Genomic DNA, 25,555 nt, shown 5'->3' with positions numbered 1-25,555 from the left:
GAATGTTTCTAATCATACAATAACAGATTTGCGTCCGGAATGCTGCAGTTATTTCGCTTTTGGTTCCCCGCCCAGCATGGAAAACGTCGCGGTCGCGTGCACCGCAAGATTGCCCTTGCCGTCGCGGACAAAACCTTCGGTGTAGCTGGTCTGGCGGCCGAGCTTGATCACCTTGCCCTCGGCCGAGATGGTTCCCGAGCGCGCCGAGAGCGGGCGCAGATAGGTCAGCTTGAGGTCCAATGTCACCGACGTCTGCCCGGCCGGCAGCAGGGTCGAGATCGCGCAGCCCATCGCGGTATCGAGCAGCGCCGCGGCGGTCGCGCCGTGCAAGAGGCCGATGGTGTTTTCCAGGCTCTCATGCGGCTCGAGTTCCATCACGATCCGCCCTTCGTCGACAACCGCCATGCGGAAGCCGATCAGTTTTGCCATCGGCGGCGGCGGCAAACGGCCGTCGCGAATCGCGCGCATCGCCTCGATCCCGGACATCGGCATCGCCGCCCTGGCGATCGGCCCGGGCGCCTGCCATTCCACCACGCGCGTGCGCGTCAGTTCGGGCGAATGCAGGTCTGGTGTCTCGGCGGCGGTCATGACGGCTCCATTTATATGATACGTATAATTCTATATATCCGCGTCCCCCGGCGCAACTGCCGGCCAGTGTCTTGACAGAGACAGGCTTTGTCCGGGACATGGCGCGATCAATTCCTGCGCCGGGACTTTTTCCATGGACATGCTCAATCCCCACTGCGGCATCGACCGCGACAGCAGAGGCGTCGTCCGCCTCACGATCTGCAACGCCGGCAAGCTGAACATCGTCAGCTCGGCCGTGACCAACGGCGTGCGCGAAGGCTTTGAGCACCTCGCCGCCGATCCGACCATCCGCGCCGTGATCCTGGCCGGCGAAAGCGAGCGCAGCATGATCGGCGGCGCCGACATCAAGGAGATGGCGAAGCTCGACCAGACGTCAGCCGAAGCGTTCATCAGCCGCCTGCGCGATCTCTGCGAGGCCGTGCGCAAATTCCCCGCGCCTGTCATCGCCCGCCTGCCCGGCTGGTGCCTCGGCGGCGGCCTTGAGGTCGCGGCCGCCTGCGACGTCCGCGTCGCCGCGCATGACGCGATGTTCGGCATGCCCGAGGTGCGCGTCGGCATCCCCTCGGTGATTCATGCCGCTTTGCTGCCGCGCCTGATCGGTTGGGGCCGCGCCCGCTGGCTGATGATGACAGCGGAGAACATCGACGCCCAAACCGCGCTCGCCTGGGGCCTGGTCGACACCGTGGCAAAACCCGGCGGCCTCGATGAGGCCGTCGAGCACACCGTGAAGGCGCTGCTGGAATGCGGCCCCGAAGCGCTGCGGATCCAGAAGGACCTGCTGCGGCAATGGGAAGAGCTGCCGCTGACCGAGTCGGTGAATCTGAGCGTCGGCGTGTTCGGAAAATCCTTCCAGACCGGCGAGCCGCAGCGCCTGTTGCAGGGGTTTCTGGATCGCAAGCGGTAGGCGCCTGTAGCCCGGATGAAGCGCAGCGAAATCCGGGGCACGTCATCCGCGGGACGAATTGCCCCGGATTGCGCTTCGCTCCATCCGGGCTACGACGGCAACCTGACAGACTGTTGACCACAGGCTTCAGCCGATTAGTCTAACCTCCGTCGGGAGACAGACGCACCGGATCGAGAACGTCGATCGGAACGCCGTCGCCAGTCTGCGACCAAACAACAATCATTTTCGGGACAGACGCACGAGGTCAGAACTCAAGAGCTGCAGGAGGACATATGGTCCAAAAGCGCGACGTTCCCGGTATCCGACCCTATGATGCTCCGGCTGGCGGCTGGGGCGCCCTCAAGGCCACGGCGATCGCGGTTCGCGACCAGATGGACCTGGTCGAGGCGCCGATCACGCTGCTGCGCACCAACAAGCCGGACGGCTTCGACTGTCCGGGCTGCGCCTGGCCGGACAAGGAGCACACCTCCACTTTCCAGTTCTGCGAGAACGGCGCCAAGGCCGTGACCTGGGAGGCGACCAGCAAGCGCGTCACGCCTCAATTCTTCGCCGACCATACCGTCACCGAGCTGCTGACCTGGAGCGATTTCCATCTGGAGAACGAGGGCCGGCTGACCGAGCCGCTCGCCTATGACGCCGCAAGCGACACCTACCAGCCGATCAGCTGGGATAACGCCTTTGCGCGGATCGGCGCGAGCCTGCGCAGCCTGCCCGATCCTAACATGGCCGAGTTCTACACCTCGGGCCGCGCCTCGAACGAGGCTGCGTTCCTGTTCCAGATCTTCGCGCGCGAGTATGGCACGAACAACTTCCCCGACTGCTCGAACATGTGCCACGAGGCGACCAGTGTCGGGCTGCCGCAATCGATCGGCATCGGCAAGGGCACGGTGTCGCTGGACGATTTCGACCATTGCGAGCTGATCATCGCGATGGGCCACAACCCCGGCACCAACCATCCGCGCATGATGGGCACCCTGTGGGAGGTCTCGCGCCGCGGCGTGCCGATCATCGTGTTCAATCCACTGCGCGAGCGCGCGCTGGAGCGCTTTGCCGATCCGCAGGACCCGATCGAGATGGCGACCCTTGGCTCGACGCGGATCGCCTCGACCTATTATCAGCCCAAGGTCGGCGCCGACGCCGCGGTGCTGAAAGGCGTCATGAAGGCACTGATCGAGAAGGATGACGCAACACACGACGTGCTCGATCATGCCTTCATCGCCGAGCACACCAACGGCTTTGCCGCGTTCGCCGCCGACCTGCGTGCCACGTCGTGGCAGGCGATCGAGACCGTCTCCGGTTTCAGCCGCGCCCAACTCGGCGAGGTCGCCGCCGCCTATGCCAAATCCAATGCCACCATCATCACCTACGGCATGGGCATCACCCAGCACAGCCGCGGCACCGACAATGTCCAACAGATCGCAAACCTGCTGCTGCTGAAGGGCAATTACGGCAAGCCCGGCGCCGGCATCTGCCCGCTGCGCGGCCACTCCAACGTGCAGGGCAACCGCACCGTCGGCATCACCGAGAAGCCCAACATCCCGATGTTCGAGGGCATCGAGCGCACCTTCGGCTTCAAGCCGCCGCGCCATCACGGCCATGACGCGGTCGCGGCGATGGAGGCGATCGACGACGGCCGGTCCAAGGTCCTGATCTGCCTCGGCGGCAATTTCGCCATCGCGCTGCCCGATCCCGAGCGTTGCGCGGCCGGCATGCGCAAGCTCGAGCTTGCGGTGCATCTCGGCACCAAGCTCAACCGCTCGCATCTCCTGGTCGGCAAGCAATCGATCATCCTGCCGGTGCTCGGCCGCACCGAGCGCGACATCCAGGCCTCGGGGCCGCAGGTCGTCACGGTCGAGGATTCGATGTCGATGGTGCACGCCTCGCGCGGCAAGCTGACCCCGGCCTCCGAAAACCTGCTTTCGGAATCGGCCATCGTTGCCGGCATGGCGATGGCGACCTTGCCGGCGAGCAAGGTGCCGTGGCTTGAGCTGATCGCCGATTACGACCGCATCCGCGACGCCATCGAGGGCGTGTTCCCCGACTTCAAGGATTACAACGCGCGGATCCGGATTCCCGGCGGCTTCCGCCTGCCGCTGCCGCCGACCGAGCGCAAATGGACGACGCCATCAGGCAAGGCCGAATTCCTGATCTTCGACGGCCTCGAAGAGGACCCGGTGCTGACCGATGAAACCATCCTCAAGCTCGCCACCATCCGCAGCCACGATCAGTACAACACCACGATCTATGGATTGAACGACCGCTATCGCGGCGTGTTCGGGCGGCGCGACGTGCTGTTCGCCAACGAGGCGGACCTCACCGCGCGCGGCCTGGCCCATGGCGATCTCGTCGAGATCGAGACCGCGCTGCCCTCTGGCGCGCCGCGCCGCCTCACCCTGACCGCGATCGTCTACGACATCGCCCGCGGCTCGGTCGCCGCCTACTATCCGGAAGCCAACGGCCTCGTGCCGCTGGATTACCAGGACAAGGAAAGCGGCACGCCGTCGTACAAGTCGGTGCCGGTGCATATCAGGCGAGCGGCTCAGGCGGCGTAGCGACCGTATCGCAGGACGTAGCCCGCATGAGCGCAGCGACATGCGGGACCAGCGGCCCCGGATATCGCTTCGCTCATGCGGGCTACGCCGGCCGCAATTAATTTGAGCGCTGTCGCAGTCTGGGAGTGGCTTGCACGCGGTGCAAGGAACGTCACGCAAAATGCGATCAGGGTCAGAACAAAGCTTACCCAGATGACGTACTTGATGATGTCTTTGCGGGAGATCATCGCTTCTGTGCTACGTGGTCGCTTATAGCCCGCGGAGCGCGGTGAAATTCGGGCTACGCTTGCTTACTACATTAGCTATACTTCCGCCCAGACAACCAATCTGGAATGCTCGAAATGGGATCGCTCTTTGCCGCCTTCAAGTCGATCAAGAGGGTCGTAACCGGAGAAGTCGTTGAGCAGATGGAAACGCGAGCCAATGGCGGCTTCACGACGATGTCCCTGCGTCTCAAACAAGAGAGTGGATCTGGCGAGTACTACGTCGTGCTTGCAGAACTGAGCGGCGGAAATTCCCAGTATGTCGCGTTCACCAGGGAGGAGTTTGGGCGATTCTCAGAGGCGGTCGATCGCATGCGCGATCGCCTGACGGCGGCGGCCTCGTAGCTTGGATGCAAGAACGTAGCCCGCATGAGCACAGCGACATGCGGGACCACTCGACCCGGATACGGAATGTGGCATGATAACCTGATGCCAACAGAGGGACTGTGCTGTGCAAGAGGAAACATGGTGGGAAGGGCCACTATGCGTCACGCACCCGATCAACGGACGGCGCATCTTCGGAATTTGCCACGATGATCAGTGGCGCTGGTCCGTGCTTATCAATGGACCGGCTTGGCACGACACTTATCTTCATGTCTTCACTCCCGCCGGAGCAACTGTCCAAGGCGCAAGGGAGCTCGCGAGCAAGCTTGGCCCGATACGCGAGCAGGATGAATCTGAGATCGCTTCCGAGCTGTGCAGCCAACTTGAGGCTGCCCGCAAGTCTTCCTAATGACGTCGCTTGTAGCCCGCATGAGCGCAGCGACATGCGGGACCATTCGCCCCGGATATCGCTTCGCTCATCCGGGCTACCTAGCGAAATCGGGGCTACGCCTACTCACTCACCTTGCATTCGCCGGCGCATGCACCGGCCACAGATCGGCCCGCCAGTGCAGCGCGATCGCCAGCATCGCGATGAAGCCCGCCGCCGCCAGCAGCGTGCCGGTCGCGGTGTAGCCGATCAGGTCGATCAGGCTGCCGGCCGCGAGCAGGCCGAGCGGCAGGCCGTAGATCACCATCATGCGCACGCCCATCACGCGGCCGCGCAGATGCGCGCTGGCATTGCGCATCAGCATAACGGCGGCCGAGATCATCGACATGCTCTGCGCGATCCCGGCCAGCACCAGACAGGCCATCGCCACCGGCATGGTCCTGAGCTCGACGAACACCAGAAGCATCGCATACCAGGCGAGCGTCGCGCCGATCAAAAGCCGTGCGATGCGCACGCCGCCGGCCATGCTGAGCGTGATCGAGCCGATCAGCGAGCCGAATGCAAAACTCGCGGAGAGATAGCCGAGCCCGGTCTGGTCGGTATGGAAGATGTCGCGCGCGACATAGGGCAGCAGGCCGTTGGTGAGCGGAAACGCGGTGAGGTTGGCAAGGAACGCGACGCAGAGCGCCGCGCGCATGCCGGGACCGCTCCAGGCATAGACGATGCCCTCCTTGAGGTCGCGCAGCAGCGCCGAACCGGGCAAGTCGTTTGCCGATTGATCGGCCGCGCCGTGCACTTGGGCCGGACGGCCCATGCAGAGCATCAGGATCGCGGCAACGAAATAGAAGCTCGCGATCCCGACATAGACATAGCCGATGCCGAGCGCGGCGAACAATCCCGCTCCGCTCAGTGCGCCGGCGATTCGCGCCGAGTCCTGCGTCGTGCGCGCCAGGCTGATGGCGCCGACCAGCTGCGCCGGCGGCATGATGTCGGCGAGCAGCGCGCCGCGCACGCCGAGGTCCGACGGACGGATCACGCCCATCAGCGCGACGATGATCATGACATTCAGCGGCGCCAGGTGGCCCGTCAGCGCCAGAATCATGATGGTCCCGGCGAGCGCGGTATAGGCAAAGCGCATCACGGCGAGCAGATCGCGATGCCCCATGCGGTCGCCGATCATGCCGACGACGGGCGCGACCAGCGTTCCGACATATTGCAACGAGGCCATCACGGTCAGCAGCAGCACCGAGCCGGTCTCGACCATGATGTACCAGCCGAGCACCAGCGTCTCGACCTCGAACGCCCAGGAGGTGAGCAGGTCGGACGGCCATTGAAAGCGATAGCTGCGGATGCGAAATGGCGCGAGCGCGGAAGTCCGCGTGGTCCCGCTCAAGACGCGATGACGCGTGTCACGGCGTGTCCTGCCCTTTTCTTGGTTCTTCTGGGTCTTTGCTTCTGGGTCTTGCTTCGGCCGTTGATTCTCTTGAGAAAACGTCCTCTTCCGAGAGCGTAGCGCCGAGCCCGCCGCTGTCGATCGAAGCCGCCGCATGCGGCCATGCGCGACGGCATCAGCGGCAGCGTGTTGCACTGCCCGCCCGATTTCGTCCGGCGCGCACCCCGGATCGCCGTCCCCCTCCGCCCGGCGATTGTGCTAGCATGCCTGCTCCGAAACCGCGGAGGACGCCATGAACGCCTTCGAAGTTTTCGCAATCTACGTGACGCCGTTTGTGATCATCGGGATGGCAATCAAGCTGCTGATGAAGCGTTACGCCGTCGACCTGCCCGACGTGCAGAAGCAGGCAGGCTCGACACCGAAGCGGCGGTTCTTGCTCGGCGCGTGGCGGTCGGACTAGGCCTGCAGCGCCAGCGAACAGATGGGCCGGCACCCCATCAGGCTGGCGCAATCGGAATTGACGTGACCGGGCCGGAAGCCATCTGTACGTCTTTGTAAACCGAGCGGATTGCATTGAGGACCGCTCCATCAGAGGACGTAACCTCAAAGAACGTGCTGTCGATCGCACGGATCATAATCCATGTGTCGCTCTTCCCTGGAAGGGTGCCAACAAACTGCCCCCAGATCACTTGAGTTGTTTCGTGTGCGGCTTTTGAAAGCAGCGCACCACTGACAGGCGAACCACCGGCTGCGAACTTCTCGAGCAAATCCTCTCCCGGCGCGCCCCGCCCCGCGATCATGAATTCATCAAAGGAATGGTCTAGCGCCGGATCATGCAGCACGACCGGCGAAACCGTCCAGCTGGCTTCGAGCGAGCGCGGAGCAAGCAGATTAATCAGATCGCGAAGATCGAGCGCCAGAGCGCCGTTGCAGCCGTCGTGGATACGAAGCGTGGTCATGGGCGTTCCTGGGTCAATGCAACTCCTTCTAGACCGGCTTGCGTGTTCAAGTGCTTAGGAGCTTGCATCAACTCCTCGGATTGTTGGTAACCAGCTTCGCACCGATCTCTCAACTCGTCATTCCGGGGCTCGCGAAGCGAGAGCCCGGAATCCATTGCGCCGCATGCTGGTGGTGGAATGGATTCCGGGTTCTCGCTTCGCGAGCCCCGGAATGACAGGTGGATGGAAGCGCGGCCCCTGCCACTGAGTTGCCCGACGGCGCAAGCCCCCGCGGCAAAAATATTTCGCTTTATCCGAATTGCAACTCAGTGTATGGTTCGCTCATCTCACCCGATCGAGGGGCGCTTCGCGGTCGTCACGAACGCGGCGTGGGATGCGGTGGACGCTGATTGCGCAACTGACGAGTGCGCATGAGACGGACGGTGAAGTCGTGTGGTCCTGACGCCCTAGCGGCAGGTGTCCTCTCGTAGAGCGCGAAAGCGTTTTGCGATGGCGGTGACAAACAAGCCCAGTCTCGCCGGGGAGAGCACGAAGTAAGCCGTAAGCCATCGCGCAGGGAAAGCCGGATTGCTCCGGTTACACCTGTGGTCCTACCCCCGAGCTTCCTACCCATTGCTCGGGGCCCATGGGTGCGATCGGCACCCGGCTTTCCCTGCGCCCTCTGTCCTCAGAGCGGCGGAACGACAAGCAAAGCTCGGACAAATCATGTCGCGAGAACGCGAAGCTGCGTCCTCATCTTCAACTGTCATCGCCCGGCTCGACTCTTGAATTGCGCCTCATCCTCATCGTCGTCCTGGCGAAAGCCAGGACCCATTACCCGAAATAGGATTTGCTGCACGACGCTGGGGCCACAATCCCGTTCGTCATCAAGTGCGGTGGCTATGGGTCCGGCTTTCGCCGGGACGACGGTGGTGATTGCGGAACCATCCCGGCCCCTCCAACTCATGCGAACACGACATTTTGTCATAGGACGTGGAGTTGCATTTTTTGCAGCGCATCATATGATGAGAATAATTCAATCAAATCCCCGGCATTGAAGGGAATCCTGCCATGGCAACCAGCACCGATCCCGTCGTCATCCTCTCCGCCGCCCGCACCCCGCTCGGCCGCTTCATGGGCGAGCTCACGCCGCTCGCGGCGCACAAGCTCGGCTCGCATGTGATCGGTGCGGCGCTGGAGCGCGCCAAGCTTGCGCCTGAGCGCATCGACGAGGTGTTCATGGGCAACGTGCTGCCCGCCGGCCAGGGCCAGGCCCCCGCCCGCCAGGCCGCGCGCGGCGCCGGGCTGCCGGACGCCACCGGCGCCACCACCGTCAACAAGGTCTGCGGCTCCGGCATGAAGGCGACCATGCTGGCCCACGACATCATCAAGGCCGGCTCGGCCGAGATCGTGCTGTCCGGCGGCATGGAGAGCATGAGCAACGCGCCCTATCTGCTGCAAAAGGCCCGCGGCGGCTATCGTGCCGGCCATGACCGGATCATCGACCACATGATGATGGACGGGCTCGAGGACGCCTATGAGACCGGCCGCTCGATGGGCGATTTCGGCGAGGCCACCGCGGAAGCCTATCAGTTCACCCGCGCCGACCAGGACGCTTTCGCGATGGAGACGCTGAGCCGCGCCCGCAAGGCGGTCGAGGGCGGCGCCTTCAAGGCGGAGATCGCGCCGATCACGCTTAGCGAGAAGGCCGGTCCGCGCATCATCGCCAATGACGAGCACCCGCTGAAGGTCGATCCGGCAAAGATCCCCGGGCTGAAGCCGGCGTTCCGCGCCAACGGCACCATCACGCCGGCCGCCTCCTCGGCCAACGCCGACGGCGCCGCGGCGCTGATCCTGGCGCGGCGCTCGCTCGCCGACCGCGATGGCCTGCCCGTGCTGGCCGAGATCAAGGGTCATGCCACCCACAGCCAGGAGCCGCAATGGTTCACCACGGCGCCGATCCCGGCGATCAGAAAACTGCTCGACAAGGTCGGCTGGAGCGTCGGCGATGTCGACCTGTTCGAGATCAACGAGGCGTTTGCGGTGGTCGCGATGGCGGTGCAGCGCGACCTCGGAATTCCGCGTGACAGGCTGAACATCAATGGCGGCGCCTGCGCGCTCGGCCATCCGATCGGCGCCACCGGCGCGCGGCTGATCGTGACGCTGCTGCACGCGCTGGAGGCGCAGAACCTCAAGCGCGGCGTCGCCGCCTTGTGCATCGGCGGCGGCGAAGCCACCGCAATCGCCGTCGAGCGGGTCACGCACTAAGTTTAAAAACGGCCCCACGCCCGAGTCCGAAAACGAGGGAACTTTGGCATTTTAGCCATAGCTCCCTCGTGGCATATTGTGCGTCACGAATAGAACCCTCATCGCATTTCATCCGGGGCCCAATGATCTCGAACCGGCTTGCTTCCACCCTCGCCCGCCGCAACATCCATTACGGCTGGGTGATGGTCGCCGTCACCTTCCTGGCTGCGCTGATCTCGGCCGGCACCGTCGGCGCGCCCGGCGTCTTCATCGTGCCCTTGCAGAAGGAATTCGGCTGGTCCACCGCGGAAATCTCCTCGGCGCTGTCGATCCGCTTCATCCTGTTCGGGCTGATGGCGCCGTTCGCCGCGGCGCTGATGAACCGCTACGGCCTGCGCAACGTGACGCTGGCGGCGCAATTGATCGTGGTGTCGGGACTGTTGGCCTCGCTCGCCATGACGCAGGTCTGGCAGCTCATCCTGTTGTGGGGCGTGGTGATCGGGATCGGCACCGGCATGACCGCGCTGGTGCTCGGCGCGACGATCGCGACGCGCTGGTTCGTTGCGCGACGCGGCCTCGTGATCGGCATGCTCACTGCGAGCGTCGCGACCGGACAGCTCGCCTTCCTGCCGCTGCTCGCGACCATCACCGATCGCTACGGCTGGCGCGTCGCGCTTGGCCTCGTCTGCGTCATGCTCGGCGTCGCCGCCTTTGCCGTGCTGATGGTGATGCGCGACCGGCCGAGCGATGTCGGCCTGCGTCCGTTCGGCGACGAGGGCACCGCGCCGCTCCCCGCGCCGCCGCCGGCCAACGCGCCAATCATGGCGGCCGCGCTCGGCATGCTGCGCGACTCCTCGAAATCGTCGGTGTTCTGGATCCTGTTCGCGACCTTCTTCGTCTGCGGCGCCTCGACCAACGGCCTCGTCCAGGTCCACCTGATCCCGATGTGCCTCGACTACGGCATTCCGCAGGTGCAGGCCGCGAGCCTGCTCGCCGCGATGGGCATCTTCGATTTCTTCGGCACCATCATCTCGGGCTGGCTGTCGGACCGCTTCGACAATCGCCGGCTGCTGTTCTGGTATTACGGCCTGCGCGGGCTGTCGCTGCTGTATCTGCCGTACTCCGACTTCACCTTCTACGGCCTGTCGCTGTTTGCGATGTTCTACGGGCTCGACTGGATCGCGACCGTGCCGCCGACGGTGCGCCTGACCGCACAGCGCTTCGGCGCCGAGCGCGCCAATCTGGTGTTCGGCTGGATCTTCGCCGGGCATCAGCTCGGCGCCGGCGCCGCCGCGTTCGGCGCCGGGCTGTCGCGCACGCTCTATGCGAGCTATCTGCCGGCATTCTTCATCGCCGGCGCGCTCTGCGTGATCGCCGCGCTGAGTGTGCTGGCGATCTCGCGGCCGCAGCCCAAGGTCGCGCCGGAGGCGAAGCCGGTCGCGGCCTGATCGAGCCTCGCTGCTACTCCGCAGCGAGACCGGTCGGTGCCGCCGCCTCTGCGACGTCCTTGTTGTAGTCGTGCAGGACGCGGCCGAACGGCAGCGTCAAATCGGCGATGTAATGATGCGCGCCGACGACGCGCTTGACCGGGAAGTCCGCGACCGGTGCGTTGACGTGCGGCACGAGATGCAGTCGGCCCGGCCCGATCCACGATCCCTTGACGACGATGTCGGTCAGGTTGATCGCAACCAGCTGGCAGATCTCGAGATGACCGTCGACACCGGGGATCATCTTCAGATTGACTTGCGTCTTCGACAGCGTGGCGCGGGTGATGTCGCCATTGCCCGCCATGCTCTCGTGCTTGTAGCCCATCGTGCCCATCGCGACGAGCTGGCCGGCATATTCCAGCGTGCCGGTCAGCGTGTCCTTGACGATCTCGAGCTTGGGATGGGCGTACTTCTTCGGAAAGCCCCAGATCTCGCGGCCGGCCGCGATCGGCGGATCATCGTCGAGATACATCTGGCAGACGAAGTTGACCTCCTCGCCGTGCAGCCGCGCGGGGATCACGAGGCCAGACTCGGTGTAGCTGCCGAAGCCGGAGCTGTCGGGCATCTTGATCCATTCGTAATGCACGATCGCCTGCTCGATCGGCTCCAGCGGCTCAGGCAGGCCGGCGCGGATCAATTCCGGATCGGTCTCATAGGTGATGACGAGGAATTCGCGATCGATGAAGCGGTAAGGACCGGCGGGATAGCTCGGACCGGCAGCCGGCATGGACGGAAGCTTGAGCAGATCTTCCCTGCGCATCGCGATAACCCCCTGATCGGAAATATTGCGCGGAGGCTAGCGGCCGAGATTGACAGCGATATGAGGGATTTCCGTCACGGGCATGACCTGCGTCTTGCCGTGGAGGCCAATGCTAACCATGCAGGCAGCCATGCCGGACGCGCCGTGCGCTGGCGCTGCATTTGTCATCACGGCGTCATCGGCACCCTGAATTCTCGCCGCAATTTTTTGGAGTGTCTGATATGGACGCGCGGTCCCCTCATGTCGACGATATCGAACACGCGACGCCCGGCTGGCGTCCCGAAGGGTGCGATCGCGTGGCGCTGGTGCTGCAGGGCGGCGGCGCGCTCGGCGCCTATCAGGCCGGCGTCTATCAGGCGCTGCACGAATCCAACATCGAGCCCGACTGGGTCTGCGGCGTCTCGATCGGCGCAATCAACTCGGCGATCATCGCCGGCAATCCGCCCGAGAGGCGGCTGGAGCGGTTGCACACGTTCTGGGATCGCATCACCTCCCGCAAAATCTGGCACTACACGCCGGACGGCGACATCTTCCGCAAGGCGCGCAATTTCACCAGTTCATGGCTGACGACGACGCTTGGACAGCCCGGCTTTTTCACCCCGCATCAGAGCAATCCGTGGCTCAGCCCCGCCGGCGCGCGCACCGCCACGAGCTACTACGACACCACGCCCTTACGTGAATCGCTGCTCGAGCTGGTCGATTTCGACCGCATCAATTCCAAGAAGATGCGCTTTGCGGTCGGCGCGGTGAACGTGCTCTCCGGCAACTTCATCTATTTCGACAATGCCCATGACGAGATCATCCCCGAGCACATCATGGCGAGCGGCGCACTGCCGCCGGCGCTGCCGATGGTGAAGGTCGGGACCGATCATTTCTGGGACGGCGGCATCGTCTCCAACACGCCGCTGCAGCACCTGCTCGACCAAGAGGACAACATGAACTCGCTGGTGTTCCAGGTCGACCTGTTCTCGGCGCGCGGTGCGCTGCCGCGCGACATCCAGGACGTGATGGCCCGGCACAAGGACATCATGTATTCGTCGCGCACCCGCTACAACACCGACGTCTACCGCAAGACCTACAACCTGCGCACGGCCCTGCACAACGCGCTGTCAAAGATTCCCGATGACCATCTGTCGGAAGACGAACGCCAGCTCAAGAAAGCAAACAGCCGGCTGCCCGGGATCACGCTGTTGCAGCTGATCTATCAGCAGAAGGCCTATGAGGGCGACGCCAAGGACCACGAATTCTCCGGCACCTCGATGCGCGAGCATTGGGGGAGCGGACACGAGGACACCAAGCGTTCGCTGAAGCGCCGCGACTGGATCAAGATGCCGGAGAACGGCATGGGCATCGTGATCCACGACGTGCATCGCGAAGCGGAATAGATAAGGTCGCTCCTTCGACCGTCATTGCGAGCGAAGCGAAGCAATCCATATCACCGCTTGCGGAGATATGGATTGCTTCGTCGCTGCGCTCCTCGCAATGACGATTGGGAGAGCTCCTACGGCCGCGTCGACATGTTGCTCGGCGGCCCGGCCTTGCGGATCGGCTCGGCGAGACGCGCGAACTCGCAGAGCAGCGAGCGGGTCTTGCGCGGATCGATCACCTCCTCGACCCAGAACTTCTCGGCCGAGCGGAACGGCGAGCGCAGCTTGTTGAGGCGATCCTCGATCTCGCGCAACTTGGCCGCGGGATCGGCGGCCGCGTCGATCTCGGCGCGATAGGCGGCCTCGATGCCGCCCTCGAGCGGCAGCGAGCCCCAATAGGCCGACGGCCAGGCATAGCGCATCGAGAAGCGGTTGGCCGGCTGATGCACCACACCGGCAACCCCGAAGGCGTTGCGGATGATGATGGTGCACCACGGCACCGTGCTCTGGTTGACCGCGGCCATCGCGCGCACGCCGTGGCGGATGGTCGCCGACTTCTCCGCCTCGAGCCCGATCATGAAGCCCGGACAGTCCATCAGATAGACCACCGGCAGATGGAAGGTCTCGGCGAAGTCGACCCAGCGCACCACCTTCTGGCAGGCGTCCGCGGTCCACGAGCCGCCGTAGTGGAAGGGATCGCTGGCGAGCAGCAGCACTGCCCTGCCCTCGATCCGCGCCAGTCCGGTGATCACAGGCCGTCCGAAATTGGCGGCGACTTCGAAGAACGAGCCCTTGTCGACGACCGCATCGATGATCGGCCGCATCTTGTAGACCTGCTTGCGGTTGCGCGGCACGGCCTTCAGCAGCGATTCCTCGGCACGTTCCGGATCGTCGGTGCAGGGAATGGTCGGCGGCAGATCGTAGACCGACGCCGGCAGATAGGATAGGAAGCGCCGCGCGTAGTCGAACGCCTCCGCTTCCGTCTCGACCGCCTGATCGATCGCGCCGGCGCGGGTCTGGATGTCGGCGCCGCCGAGCTCCTGCTTGGTCAGATCCTGACCCAGGCGCTTCACCACCGGCGGGCCAGCGACGAACATCGCGGAGCTCTTGGTCATCACAGAGTAATGCGTGGCCGCCAGCCGCGCCGCGCCAAGGCCTGCGACCGAGCCGAGCCCGAGCCCGACCACCGGCACGCGCGCCAGATTGGCGGTCGTGTACCAGTACCAGCGCGTGCCGCCGACACCGCCGGGCAGATTGGCTGCGCCCCTGGTCTCGATCGTCTTCACCGAGCCGCCGCCGCCCGAGCCTTCGATCACGCGGACGATCGGCAGGCGGAAGTCGTGCGCCATCTCCTCCGCCATCAACGGCTTGGCGGAAATCGATGCATCGGCCGAGCCGCCGCGCACGGTGAAATCGTCGCCGACCACGACCACGGTGCGGCCATCGACCCGGGCGCGGCCGAACACGCAATTCGCCGGCGTCAGATGCTTGAGTTCGTTGCTCTCGTCGTATTCGGCGATGCCGGAGATGGCACCGACCTCATGAAAGCTGTTCTGGTCGACGAGCTTGTCGATACGCTCACGAACCGTGAGCCGGCCCTGGTCGCGTTGCCGCTTGACCTTGTCAACGCCTCCCATCTCCCGCGCGAACGCTTCGCGCCGGGCGAGGTCGTCGAGTTCCGGCTTCCAGTTCATTCATTGCCTCCGTCTTGATGATTTTGTTGTTGTTATGGGCGGCCACCGGAAGCGACTTGCGTTCGATCCGATTGCTGAAGATGTCGCCGTCGGCGCCTTCGAGCAGGCTGCCGACCGCGGCGGCGAGGTCGACCATCAGCGGCGCGACCTCGCGATGCAGCCGCTGCTCGTCATACATCGCCGAGAGCAGGCCGATCGTGGTGACCACATAGGTCTGGTATTGCGGTGACCACAGCGGCACGGCGACGCCGTTGATGTGCGGGCTCCACAGGCCGCAGGCGACGACGTAGCCGTGCTCCTGCAGATGACGGCGGTTGGCCGCGATGCGCGGCGTCAGCATCTTGGCGCTGTCCGGCAGTTCGCCTTCCATCTCTGATATCAGCGCATCACCGATCGCGGGATCGAGCGCCGCAGTGTAGGCGTGGCCTGCCGCGGTGGTCGCCATCGAGATGCGGCTGCCGGTGGCTTCATGCAGGCCGAGCGCGTTCGCCGCACGGGCGAACTCCAGATAGACCAGCTGAAAGCGGTCGGGGATGACGAAGCCCACGGTGCCCGGCAACTGATCGGCGACATCCTGCAAACGCAGCCGGATCAGGTTGCGCAGCTGTAGCCCCTTCATCATCGAGGTGCTCATCGCGACCGCGCTCGGGCCGATGCGATATTTCTGATCGCGCGGCAGATAGACGAGCTGTCCCATCCGCGTCAGCGTATGCGTCAAGCGCGACACCGTCGAACGCGGCAGGCCGCAGCGGTTCGAGATTTCGAGATTGCCGAGTCGCGCTTCGTGCCCTTCGAAGCACCGCAACACATCAAACGCGCGCGACACCACCTGGATGACATCGCCATCGCCAGTCTCGCTGGCGAGCATTCCCTGCCGGCTAAGCCGTTCCGAGCGCCGTCCCATTTGTTTTGGCTCCATTCCGTCTTGCGGAATAAAATTCCACTTGCAGAAGAAGCTACCTCAGGCAATCTGCCGCCACAACAAAAAGCCGTTCGCCGGATGAAATTTCCGCAAGACGGTATCGGAGAGTGGAATGCCAGAGATCAAGGTTGTGACCGAAGTTGCCGGGCGCGTTTGCGCGCTTCCTGTTGAGGCCGGCAGCAATATCGGCAATGGCGACGAGATCGCGTTCGTCGAAGCGATGAAGATGGAAATACCGGTCACGTCGACGACAGCAGGCAAAATCAAGTCGATTCTGGTCAGGATTGATGACGTCATCGCCGAGGGCCAGGCCGTCGCGATCGTCGAGACCTGACCGCGCACCGTCCGGCCGCGCGCGCGGACCAAATTCCCGCGTACTTCGTCCTCCGACGGCCACCCCTTTGGAGCAGCGCTGCGTCGGACGCTGTCTTGCTTGCGAAACATTTCCGGGCGAAACGTTTCGTATAACGAAACAAATACCGAGCAATCGCTCGCTTTGGGATCATCGGTTCGGAGAGCGCAGCCGTCGAACGGCGTCCGATCCGGACCGGTCGCCTCACACCTGACGTCGGTGCGCGCTCAGTTGCGCGCGCCCTGATTGCGTTGCACAACAGGAGGCGATGAAACGATCGCCTCCTCCCGTCACCGCCACCACCACGGCCTGGTCCAGCTCGAAGCCGCCGCTGCTGCGGTTTCTGCACGCTTGTTACGCAGACTTCCTGCCGGAGGCCGGCGGCGCGGTGGCCGACTACATTCCCGAACTGGGCAAGGCGGACCCTGCCCATTTTGGCATCAGCCTCGCGACGCTCGACGGCCATGTCTATGAGGTCGGCGACACCAGGGTGCCCTTCACCATCCAGTCGATGTCAAAACCGTTCGTGTTCGCGCTGGCGCTCGACACGCTGGGCGCCGAACGGGTGGAGAGCGTGATCGGCGTCGAGCCGTCCGGCGACCCCTTCAATTCGATCCGGCTCAATGCTGATAACCACCCGTTCAATGCGATGGTGAATGCCGGCGCGATCGCCTGCTCCGGCCTGCTCCATGCCGACAAGGGCGACGGCGCATTCGACTACATCCGGCAGGCGCTCGGCCGCTTCGCCGGCCGCGAGCTCGATGTCGACGAGGCGGTCTATGCCTCCGAGAGCGCCACCGGCGACCGCAACCGGGCGATCGGCTATCTGCTGCGCACCAACAGCGTGATCACCGAGAACGTGCCTGCGGTGCTCGATGTCTATTTCCGGCAATGCGCCATCCTCGTCACCGCGCGCGATACCGCCGTGATGGCGGCGACGCTGGCCAACCGCGGCATCAATCCGCTGACCGGCGAGCAGGTGGTGACGCCCTACGCGATCGCGCGCACGCTGTCGGTGATGACCTCGTCGGGGATGTACGACTACGCTGGCGAATGGATCTACCGCGTCGGCATCCCCGCCAAAAGCGGCGTCGGCGGCGGCATCCTGGCGGCGCTGCCGGCGCGGCTCGGGCTCGGCAGCTACTCGCCAAAGCTCGACAAGCACGGCAACAGCGTGCGCGGCATCAAGGTCTGCGAGGCGCTGTCGGGGCATTACGACCTGCACATGCTGAACCGCAGCGACGACGCCCGCCACAGCATCATCGCCGACTACAATATCGGCAAGAACCCGTCGCGCCGGGTGCGCCGGCCGCAGGAGCAGGAGATCCTGGCAAAGCACTTCCAGGAGGTGCGCGTGATCGAGCTGGTCGGCACGCTGTCGCTCTCCAATGTCGACTATGTCTCGCGCCGCCTCGCCGGCAGCCCGCGGCCGGAGTTCGTGATCTTCGACCTGCGCCGTGTCACCGCGACGACCCGCGCCGGTGCCCGGCTGGTGGCGGAGGCGTTCCACGAGCTGGCCGAGCTCGGCGTCACCGTGATCCTCTCCGGCATCAAGCGGACCTCGCGCGAATGGACCACGATCAGCGAGTGGACCAACCGGCTCGGCAACATCAGGGATTTCTATCTGCTCGACACCGCGATCGAATGGGCCGAGGACCAGATCGTCTACCGCTATGGCGGCTCGATCGACTTCCTTGAGACCACAGAGCTTGCCGAGCAGCCGCTGCTCGCGGGATTGAGTGAGGCTGAGATCGCCGATCTCACCACGCTTTGCACGGTCAGGACCTACCAGCCCAACGAGAAGATCATCGCCGCGGGCAGTGAGGCGACCTCGCTGTTCTTCCTGCGCAGCGGCGTCGTCCACGTCACCCTGCCCGACGGCATCCGGCTCGCGACCCTGACCGCCGGCATGGCGTTCGGCGAGATGGCGCTGCTGGAGCCCAAGCGCTCGGCGGACGTGCTCGCCGACATGTCGGCCACCGCCTACGAGGTGGAGATCAGGGATTTCGAGCGCTTCCGCGAGCAGCACCCGCGCGCCAGCGAACGGATCATGCGCAACCTCGCGCAAATCCTCGCCGACCGGCTGATCGTGGCGAATGCGAAGGTGGATCTGCTGACGTCGGGGTAGTTGCTGTTTCCCCCTCGCCCCGTTCTTACGGGGAGAGGGCTGGGGTGAGGGTCTGCATCCGCGCAATGACCGAGAGACGAACTCGCGGAGAGCCCCCTCACCCGGACCGCATTCCGCTTCGCTCCATGCAGTCCGGCCTCTCCCCGCATCCGCCTTCGCCAAGGCTTCGGCGGGACAGGCGCGGGGCGAGGCAAGAGAGTGCGGATCGCGCCTAGCTCACCACTTCCGTCACTGGCTGCATATCGATCTCGAACGTCTCGAGAAATTTCGACGTCATGACGTAGAAGCCGACCGAGAGCTGCAACTCGATCAGCGCGGCCGGCGTCAACAGTGCCGCGATCGCTTTGAAGGTCGCGTCCGTCGGCTTCTTCAGCTTGACGACCTCATCGGTGAAGGAGAGCGCCGCGCGCTGCACCTCGTTGAAGCAGCTCGCGGACTGCCAGTTCTCCAGCGCTGCGTTCTGCTCGTCGGTGACGCCGATATTCTTCCCGATGCGCTTGTGCGCGACGATCTCGTAGGGCGCCTCGCAGAGAATGCCGGTGCGCGTGATCGCGAGCTCGCGCACGATCGGATCGAGCTCGCCCTTGTGGCGGATCGCGCCGCCGAGCCGGCAATATTGTTCAAAGTAGCTCGGCGAATGCGCCATCATGCGAAAGATGTTGGCGTTGCGGTTCTTGTCGAGGATCTCGCGGGTGCGCGGGCTTGCCTTCGCGGGATCGGAGTAGTCGATACGGGCCATTTCCTAACCTTGATCTCTGTCGTTTCTGTCGGGTTCCGAAACAGTATCCGCCGCCCGTCGCAGGAGCAACACGCGCGAGTCAAATTGCCGCCGCATTCCCAGACAACCCTGACACAGTCGATGTTCGCTGAGTGGGGACTCATCAAAAGCGAATGCTCGACGCGGGGTGTTCCGAGTACAAAATCTGGCCGTCGTGCGCGCAATTTGCGCAACGATGAGTCACGCCCAAGTCTAGGGGAAACGCATGAAGGAAGCCACCAAGAGGGCGGCCTCGGAAGCGCTTGCGCAAATGCTGGCGGTGACGGCGATGCTCGTCATCGCCAGCTTTGTCTTTTATTGGCGATAGTATCCGTAAACTATGAGGGGCAAGAGCGAACCAATTCAGCCTGGTTTCGCGTTCTGACTGAATCGTTCAGCCCCTCATTTCGCCTTTGCGAAATACGGAACCAGCCGTCCCGCGAATTGCGTGAAGCGCGCCAAAACCTTGTCGCCGATGGCGAGGTCGTTGTCGCCATGCGCCATCATGCGAAAGCCCTCGTCGGCATCCACGAGCACGATATTGTAGGGCACATGCGCCCGGGCCTCCGGCGTCGCAGCGCGGCAGACCAGTGACGCCGCATACACCGTCCCTGCTCCGCTCGCGCGATGCTCGGCAAGATCAGGCGAGCCGCAGGCCGCGCAGAAGCTGCGGCGGAAATATTGCCGCGCGCCGCAGGCGTTGCAGGTCTGATAGGCGATGGCTTCCGCGCCCCTGGTCCAGTCAGCGATCGGTTCGCTCATCGCACGCGCTCCAGGAACATGCTGACGTGGGAGGACAGCACGCCGCCGTCGCCGTGCAGCAACGCAACCGAGGCGTCGCGGACCTGGCGATTGTCGGCGCGGCCGGTCATCTGCAGATGGGTTTCGACCAGATGCGCCATCGCGCCGCCGACGCCGCAATGGCCATAGCTGAGCAGCCCGCCATGGGTGTTGAGCGGCATCTCGCCATCCTGATTGAAATAGCCGGCGCGCACCCGCGCGGCCGCCTCGCCGCGCTTGGCGAGGCCGAGATCCTCCAGCAGCATCGCGAGCGTGATCGTGAAGCTGTCGTAGACCGCGGCGTAACGCACGTCTGATATCGCGACACCCGACACTTCTTTCGCCTTCGCGATCGAGATCTCCGCGCCGAGCTCACTCAGCGCGGGCGCGGCCGTGACGTGCTGATGGGTGTGCGCCTGGGCGCAGCCGCGGATGCGAACCCGCCGCGCGCCGGTCGGCTCGCGGCTGATCACGCAGGCGGCGCCGCCGTCGGAGACCGGGCAGCAGTCGAGCAGTTTGAGCGGCATCGCCACCGGCTTCGAAGCCATCACGTCGGAAACCGTGATCGGCTCGTGGAATTGAGCGCCGGGATGCATCAGCGCGTGCTTGCGCATCAGCACCGCGAACTCGGCAAGGTCCTCTTGCGTGAGGCCGTATTCATGCATGTAGCGCGTCGCGACCAGGCCGTAATAGGCCGGGATCGTCGGCCCCAGCGTCACCTCGTAGTCGGGATGGCCGACCTGGGCCAGCGCCTGGATCGAGGCGTCGCGGCTCTGCCCGGTCAGGCGATTCTCGCCGCCGACCACCAGCACGTGTTTTGCGACACCGGCGTCGACGAGGTGATGCGCCAGCATAGTCATCGCGAGGCCCGTGGCGCCGCCGACCTGCACGGCGTGGGCATAGGACGGACGAATACCAAAATGCTCGGCGAACACGGTGGCCAGCATGATATGGGGCGAGACCGTGGAATAACCGCAGAGAATGCCGTCGATGTCGGAGCGCTTCAACCCGGCACCGGAGATCGCAAGCTCGGCCGCCTTGCTCATCAGGTCGAGCGAGGACAGGCCCTCATGCTTGCCGAAGGATGTGAGGCCGACGCCGGTGACGAAGCTCATCTTGTCTCCACTCTCTCCGTCGTCATTCCGGGGCGACGCAAAGCGGCGAGCCCGGAATCCATTTCACCGGCTTCGCATGTGGCCCGATGGATTCCGGGCCGGCGCCTGACGGCGCATCCCGGAATGACGCTGTGGAAATTCCCGACCATCAATACGACTTCGGAAGGCCGAGCACCTTCTCGCCGATGAAGCTGAGGATGAGCTGCGGGCTGATCGGCGCGATGCGCGGGATCAGCGATTCCCTGAAATAGCGCTCGACGTGATACTCCTTGGCATAGCCGAAGCCGCCATGCGTCATCACCGCCTGCTCGCAGGCGTGGAAGCCGGCTTCCGCCGCGAGATACTTTGCCGCGTTCGCGGCCGGGCCGCAGGGCAGGTTCTGGTCATACTGCCAGCCGGCGCGCAGCACCATCAGCCAGGCAGCCTCGAGCTCCATCCAGCACTTCGCCAGCGGATGCTGGATCCCCTGGTTCATGCCGATCGGGCGGTTGAACACGATGCGGCCCTTGGCGTATTCCGACGCCCGCTTCAGCGCGATCTGGCCGAGGCCGACCGCTTCGGCTGCGATCAGGATGCGCTCGGGGTTCATGCCGTGCAGGATGTATTCGAAGCCGCGCCCCTCTTCGCCGATGCGGTCTTCGACCGGAATCTCGAAATTCTCGAAGAACAGCTCGTTGGAGTCGACGGGCTTGCGGCCCATCTTCTCGATCTCGTGCACGGTGACGCGCTTGCGGTCGAAGTCGGTGTAAAACAGGCTGAGGCCATGGGTCGGGCTGTGCACCTCCTCCAGCGGCGTGGTGCGAGCGAGCAGCAGGATCTTGTTGGCGACCTGCGCCGTCGAGATCCACACCTTCTGGCCGTTGACGACGTATTTGTCGCCCTGGCGCACCGCGCGGGTCTTGAGCTGCGTGGTGTTGAGGCCGGTGTTGGGCTCGGTCACCGCGAAGCAGGACTTGTCGCGGCCGTCGATGATCGGCGGCAGCATGCGCTGGCACTGCTCCTTGGTACCGAACACCACCACCGGATTGAGCCCGAACACGTTCATGTGCACCGCGGACGCGCCCGACATGCCGGCGCCGGATTCGGAGATCGTGCGCATCATGATCGCGGCATCGGTGATACCGAGCCCGGAGCCGCCATACTCCTCGGGGATACAGATGCCGAGCCAGCCGGCATCGGCCAGCGCGCGATGGAAGTCGGCGGGATAGCCGCCCTCCTTGTCCTTCTTCAGCCAGTAGGCCTCGTCAAAGCGGGTGCAGATCTTGGCGACGGCGTCGCGGATCGATTCCTGGTTGGCGGAGAGTGCGAAATCCATCTGTCGTGCTCCTATGCCTTCACCACTTTGGCCGCGCCGTCGCGCACCATCGCCGCGATCTCGTCAGTGGAGAAACCCGCCTCGCGCAAAATCTCCGCGCTGTGCTCGCCGAGCCTGGGCGCCAGCCGGCTTGGCTCGACCTTGGTCTCCGACCAGCGCGCCGACGGCGTCATGCTGCGGATGCGGCCCTCGGTCGGATGATCGATCACGGGGAAGACGCCGGTCGCGACCATATGCGGGTCCTCCAGCAGGCTCTCTAGATCGTGCATCGGCATCACGGGCACGTCGGCCTTTTCGAGGATCTCGTTCCACTCGGCCGTGGTCTTGGTCTGCAGGATGCGCGCAAGCTCGGCGTAAACGACATCGATATTGGTGGCGCGGCCGGCGAAGGTCGCGAATTTCGGATCGCTGCGCAGATCGTCGCGGCCGGTCGCCTTGAAGAAGTTCTCCCACTGCTTGTCGTTGTAGACGATCACGCAGATATAGCCGTCCAGCGTCTTGTAGGGTCGCCGGTCCGGCGACAGATGCCGCGCGTAGCCGCCCTTGTCGAGCGGCGGATCGTAGGTCAGCCCGCCCATATGGTCACCCATGACGAAGCCGGCCATGGTCTCGAACATCGGAATGTCGACGCGCTGGCCCTGCCCGGTGCGGTCGCGATGCACGAGGCTCGCGCAGATCGCGCCGACCGCGGTGAGCCCGACGATGCGATCGACCAGCGCATTCGGCACGTAGCGCGGCACCCCGTCCGAGGTCTGCGCCATCAGGGCCGGCAGCGCGGTGGCGCCCTGGATCAGATCGTCATAGGCGGGCTTTGCGGCATAGGGCCCTTCCTGGCCGAAGCCGAACACGCCGGCATAGATCAGCCGCGGATTGACCTTGGCGACGACGTCGTAACCGAGTTGCAGCCGCGCCATCGCCTGTGGGCGCACATTGTAGACCAGCACGTCGGCCTGCGCGATCAGCCGCAGCACGGCCTCGCGCCCCGCCGGCTTCTTCAGATCGAGGCAGACCGAGCGCTTGCTGCGGTTGGTGTTGAGGAACACCGGCCCCATGCCCGGATGCCGGGTCGGACCGATCTGCCGCGTCACGTCGCCGTCAGGCGATTCCACCTTGATGACGTCGGCGCCGTAGTCGCCAAGCATCTGGGTGGCATAGGGTCCCATCAGCACGGTCGTCATGTCGACGACCTTGATACCCTGCAGTGGTCCCATCGTCCTGTTCGCTCCCGGATGTCCTGTTTACGCAGCTAAAGCGTGATGAGATCAGGCGAGCGTCATCGCGCTTTGGCGTCTTTTGAGCATGAGCTTTTCCGGAAAGCCGCTTTGCACTTTTCCGGATCATGCCTACTAACGGGAGCTGTTCGCCGAGATCAAGCTGCGCCGGGCGTATGGGCGTATGCGCGGCGGCGGCCGGATCGTTTCCGCGCGGCGGAACGCAGGGCGGGCAAAGACGAAGCCCGCCGCCGGCCCGATGCCGGTTACTGCCCGGTCATCGCCTCGCGCGCCTTCAGGAGCTTTTCCAGTTCCGCATTCTGCTGCTCGAGCCGCTCGGCGATGCGCTCCTCGACTTCGGCGCCAGCGGCACCTGCGGCCTGCTCGATCAGCTGCCTGATATTGTCCCGGAGGATTGCGATGCGATCGTTCACTTCCGACAGCGACAGAGACGTCTCGATTCCCATGGTCCGTTCTCCCGGTGACAAGGCACACGCAAGCTTAGCGCGACGGGAGGCGGCGGCCTATCCCTTAACCGATCCTTTGGCCATCATCTCCCGCAGCGCGGTCTTCAGCACCTTGCCATAATTGTTCTTCGGCAGGGCATCGAGATAGACATAGCGCTTCGGCCGCTTGAAGCGGGCGATCGAGGCAAGGCAATGCGCGTCGAGCCTGCCGTCGTCGGCGGCGGCGCCGTCCTTGAGCACGATGCAGGCGACGACGATCTCGCCCCATTCCGGATCTGGCACACCAATCGCCGAGACCTCGCGGACATCAGGATGCGTCAGCAGCGCTTCCTCGACCTCGCGCGGATAGATATTGGTGCCGCCGGAGATGATCACGTCCTTGGAACGGTCGGACAGCGTCAGGAAGCCGTCGGCATCGAGCCGGCCGACATCGCCGGTGCGCAGCCAGCCGCCCTTCAGCGTCTCGGCATTGGCTTTCGGATTGTTCCAGTAGCCGAGCATCACGGTCGCACCCTTGACCTCGATCTCGCCGGTCTCGCCTGCGGGCAGCAGCTTGCCGTCCTTGTCGGTGATGCGCACGGTGACGACGCTCTGCGCGGTGCCGACCGAAGCCAGCCGTTCGAGATAGCGCGGATGATTGCTCGCGCGGTGCCAGTCGCGCGACAGCGCCGTGATCGTCATCGGGGACTCGCCCTGGCCATAGATCTGCACGAAGCGCTGCCCCATGGTCGCGATCGCATCGGTGATGTCGGCGGTGTACATCGGCCCGCCGCCATAGATGATGGTGCGCAGTCCCTCGCCGTTCTCGCCGCGCTTCTTGGCGGCATCGACCAAACGGCGCACCATGGTGGGCGCCGCGAACACCACGACATTGTCGAGCTGGCGGCCGAGGTTGAGCACCTCGTCCGGATCGAATCCGCCGGACTCAGGAACGACGTGCCGGCCGCCCATCCGAACATGCGGGAAATTATAGAGGCCGGCGCCATGCGAGATCGGCGCCGCATAAAGCGAGGCATCGTTCGGCGTCGCCGCGTCGACGTCGGCGAGATAGCACAGCGACATCGCAACCAGATTGCCGTGGCTGAGCATCACCCCCTTGGGACGACCCGTGGTGCCCGAGGTGTAGAACAGCCAGGCAAGATCGTTGCTTTCGCGCGGCAATGGCGCAGCTGGCCCCTCGCCGCTTCGCATCGCCTTGTAAGCGTCGCTATCGACCGACAGCATGGTCATGCCGGCGGGGCAGTCGTCCTTCGCCTCAAGCAGCGCACCGATCGTGTCGTCGGACACGAAAGCCAGTTTGGCGCCGCCATTGCCGCAGATCCATGCCGCCTCGCGGCCGTGCAGCTTGGCGTTGATCGGGATCGCCGCGGCGCCGATCCACCAGATGCCATAGAGGCATTCGAGATATTGCGTGCAATTGCCGGCAAACAGCGCGATGCGGTCGCCAGCGGCAATGCCGTGATCGCGCGCCAGCGTCGCCCCGATCGACGCGGCGCGGCGGGCAAAGGTTGCATAGTCAGCGTCGAGGTCGAACCCGGTCAGCAGCGCCGGCGCATCGGGACGCGCCCGTGCCGTCGCCGCCAGCCATTCGGCAATGTTCAAG

General features: G+C 64.5%; 22 protein-coding genes. 9 read left to right on the top strand and 13 right to left on the bottom strand.

Going from position 1 to position 25,555, the window contains the following annotated elements; translation table 11 throughout:
• Positions 1-48: 48 nt before the first annotated feature.
• The gene (locus AAFG13_RS01540) at positions 49-588 is read right to left on the bottom strand and encodes a PaaI family thioesterase (protein WP_212318001.1); all 540 of its coding nucleotides are present in this window, start codon (positions 586-588) and stop codon (positions 49-51) included.
• Between the two features lie 133 nt (positions 589-721).
• On the opposite strand from AAFG13_RS01540, the gene AAFG13_RS01535 reads away from it, so the two are divergent.
• The 3 genes from AAFG13_RS01535 (at position 722) to AAFG13_RS01525 (ending at position 4,652) form a co-directional block, all read left to right on the top strand.
• Positions 722-1,492, top strand: a complete 771-nt coding sequence (locus AAFG13_RS01535) for an enoyl-CoA hydratase (RefSeq protein ID WP_212318003.1) — start codon at positions 722-724, stop codon at positions 1,490-1,492.
• A gap of 272 nt (positions 1,493-1,764) precedes the next feature.
• On the top strand, positions 1,765-4,044 hold the full coding sequence (locus AAFG13_RS01530) for an FdhF/YdeP family oxidoreductase (RefSeq protein ID WP_342710920.1): 2,280 nt from the start codon (positions 1,765-1,767) through the stop codon (positions 4,042-4,044).
• Positions 4,045-4,385: 341 nt separating this feature from the next.
• Positions 4,386-4,652 carry a hypothetical protein gene (locus AAFG13_RS01525; protein ID WP_212318007.1) on the top strand — a complete coding sequence of 89 codons (267 nt, stop codon included), beginning with the start codon at positions 4,386-4,388 and terminating at the stop codon, positions 4,650-4,652.
• 497 nt (positions 4,653-5,149) lie between these two features.
• Here AAFG13_RS01525 and AAFG13_RS01520 read toward each other — a convergent pair whose 3' ends face one another.
• Positions 5,150-6,412: an MFS transporter gene (locus AAFG13_RS01520; RefSeq protein WP_212318009.1), complete on the bottom strand. Its 1,263-nt coding sequence runs from the start codon at positions 6,410-6,412 to the stop codon at positions 5,150-5,152.
• 292 nt (positions 6,413-6,704) lie between these two features.
• Here AAFG13_RS01520 and AAFG13_RS01515 point away from each other — a divergent pair, with 292 nt between their 5' ends.
• Positions 6,705-6,872 carry a hypothetical protein gene (locus tag AAFG13_RS01515; protein ID WP_342710919.1) on the top strand — a complete coding sequence of 56 codons (168 nt, stop codon included), beginning with the start codon at positions 6,705-6,707 and terminating at the stop codon, positions 6,870-6,872.
• Positions 6,873-6,909: 37 nt separating this feature from the next.
• Here the strand turns inward: AAFG13_RS01515 and AAFG13_RS01510 are convergent, their stop codons facing one another.
• On the bottom strand, positions 6,910-7,371 hold the full coding sequence (locus tag AAFG13_RS01510) for a hypothetical protein (RefSeq protein WP_342710918.1): 462 nt from the start codon (positions 7,369-7,371) through the stop codon (positions 6,910-6,912).
• 1,050 nt (positions 7,372-8,421) lie between these two features.
• Between AAFG13_RS01510 and AAFG13_RS01505 the strand changes: the two genes are divergently transcribed.
• On the top strand, positions 8,422-9,618 hold the full coding sequence (locus AAFG13_RS01505; RefSeq protein ID WP_342710917.1) for an acetyl-CoA C-acyltransferase: 1,197 nt from the start codon (positions 8,422-8,424) through the stop codon (positions 9,616-9,618).
• Positions 9,619-9,740: 122 nt separating this feature from the next.
• Positions 9,741-11,045: an MFS transporter gene (locus tag AAFG13_RS01500; RefSeq protein WP_342710916.1), complete on the top strand. Its 1,305-nt coding sequence runs from the start codon at positions 9,741-9,743 to the stop codon at positions 11,043-11,045.
• A gap of 13 nt (positions 11,046-11,058) precedes the next feature.
• On the opposite strand, the gene AAFG13_RS01495 is transcribed toward AAFG13_RS01500, so the two are convergent.
• The gene (locus AAFG13_RS01495; RefSeq protein WP_212315037.1) at positions 11,059-11,844 is read right to left on the bottom strand and encodes an acetoacetate decarboxylase; all 786 of its coding nucleotides are present in this window, start codon (positions 11,842-11,844) and stop codon (positions 11,059-11,061) included.
• 221 nt (positions 11,845-12,065) lie between these two features.
• Here AAFG13_RS01495 and AAFG13_RS01490 point away from each other — a divergent pair, with 221 nt between their 5' ends.
• On the top strand, positions 12,066-13,229 hold the full coding sequence (locus AAFG13_RS01490; protein WP_342710915.1) for a patatin-like phospholipase family protein: 1,164 nt from the start codon (positions 12,066-12,068) through the stop codon (positions 13,227-13,229).
• 116 nt (positions 13,230-13,345) lie between these two features.
• Here the strand turns inward: AAFG13_RS01490 and AAFG13_RS01485 are convergent, their stop codons facing one another.
• Together AAFG13_RS01485 and AAFG13_RS01480 are read right to left on the bottom strand one after the other, a co-directional pair.
• A complete protein-coding gene (locus tag AAFG13_RS01485; protein ID WP_342710914.1) occupies positions 13,346-14,905 on the bottom strand; it encodes a carboxyl transferase domain-containing protein in 1,560 nt (519 codons plus the stop codon).
• Positions 14,835-15,809, bottom strand: coding sequence for an IclR family transcriptional regulator (locus AAFG13_RS01480; protein ID WP_212315040.1), 975 nt, complete (start codon positions 15,807-15,809; stop codon positions 14,835-14,837). Before AAFG13_RS01480 ends, AAFG13_RS01485 begins: the two co-directional genes overlap by 71 nt.
• Before the next feature lie 130 nt (positions 15,810-15,939).
• On the opposite strand from AAFG13_RS01480, the gene AAFG13_RS01475 reads away from it, so the two are divergent.
• Positions 15,940-16,161 (top strand): acetyl-CoA carboxylase biotin carboxyl carrier protein subunit, encoded by a 222-nt coding sequence (locus AAFG13_RS01475; RefSeq protein WP_212315041.1) that lies wholly within the window; start codon positions 15,940-15,942, stop codon positions 16,159-16,161.
• A gap of 286 nt (positions 16,162-16,447) precedes the next feature.
• Entirely contained in the window at positions 16,448-18,307 is a 1,860-nt protein-coding gene (gene glsA, locus AAFG13_RS01470; RefSeq protein ID WP_342710913.1) for a glutaminase A, read from the top strand.
• 211 nt (positions 18,308-18,518) lie between these two features.
• Here glsA and AAFG13_RS01465 read toward each other — a convergent pair whose 3' ends face one another.
• The 7 genes from AAFG13_RS01465 to AAFG13_RS01435 all read right to left on the bottom strand — a co-directional run bounded on the left by AAFG13_RS01465 (position 18,519) and on the right by AAFG13_RS01435 (position 25,554).
• Positions 18,519-19,046: a carboxymuconolactone decarboxylase family protein gene (locus AAFG13_RS01465; RefSeq protein ID WP_342710912.1), complete on the bottom strand. Its 528-nt coding sequence runs from the start codon at positions 19,044-19,046 to the stop codon at positions 18,519-18,521.
• Between the two features lie 420 nt (positions 19,047-19,466).
• On the bottom strand, positions 19,467-19,826 hold the full coding sequence (locus AAFG13_RS01460) for an OB-fold domain-containing protein (RefSeq protein WP_342710911.1): 360 nt from the start codon (positions 19,824-19,826) through the stop codon (positions 19,467-19,469).
• Complete coding sequence (locus AAFG13_RS01455) at positions 19,823-20,959, bottom strand: thiolase family protein (protein WP_342710910.1); 1,137 nt, start codon at positions 20,957-20,959, stop codon at positions 19,823-19,825. The genes AAFG13_RS01460 and AAFG13_RS01455 overlap by 4 nt, the downstream gene beginning before the upstream one ends.
• A gap of 148 nt (positions 20,960-21,107) precedes the next feature.
• Complete coding sequence (locus AAFG13_RS01450; RefSeq protein WP_212315045.1) at positions 21,108-22,274, bottom strand: acyl-CoA dehydrogenase family protein; 1,167 nt, start codon at positions 22,272-22,274, stop codon at positions 21,108-21,110.
• Positions 22,275-22,285: 11 nt separating this feature from the next.
• A complete protein-coding gene (locus tag AAFG13_RS01445; protein ID WP_212315046.1) occupies positions 22,286-23,485 on the bottom strand; it encodes a CoA transferase in 1,200 nt (399 codons plus the stop codon).
• 266 nt (positions 23,486-23,751) lie between these two features.
• Entirely contained in the window at positions 23,752-23,952 is a 201-nt protein-coding gene (locus tag AAFG13_RS01440) for a hypothetical protein (protein ID WP_024582174.1), read from the bottom strand.
• 57 nt (positions 23,953-24,009) lie between these two features.
• Positions 24,010-25,554, bottom strand: coding sequence for an AMP-binding protein (locus AAFG13_RS01435; protein WP_342710909.1), 1,545 nt, complete (start codon positions 25,552-25,554; stop codon positions 24,010-24,012).
• Position 25,555 lies beyond the last annotated feature (1 nt).

The organism is Bradyrhizobium sp. B124, assembly GCF_038967635.1.
In the GTDB taxonomy this organism is placed as follows: Bacteria; Pseudomonadota; Alphaproteobacteria; order Rhizobiales; family Xanthobacteraceae; genus Bradyrhizobium.
This window is presented reverse-complemented; position numbering and strand designations above follow the sequence as displayed.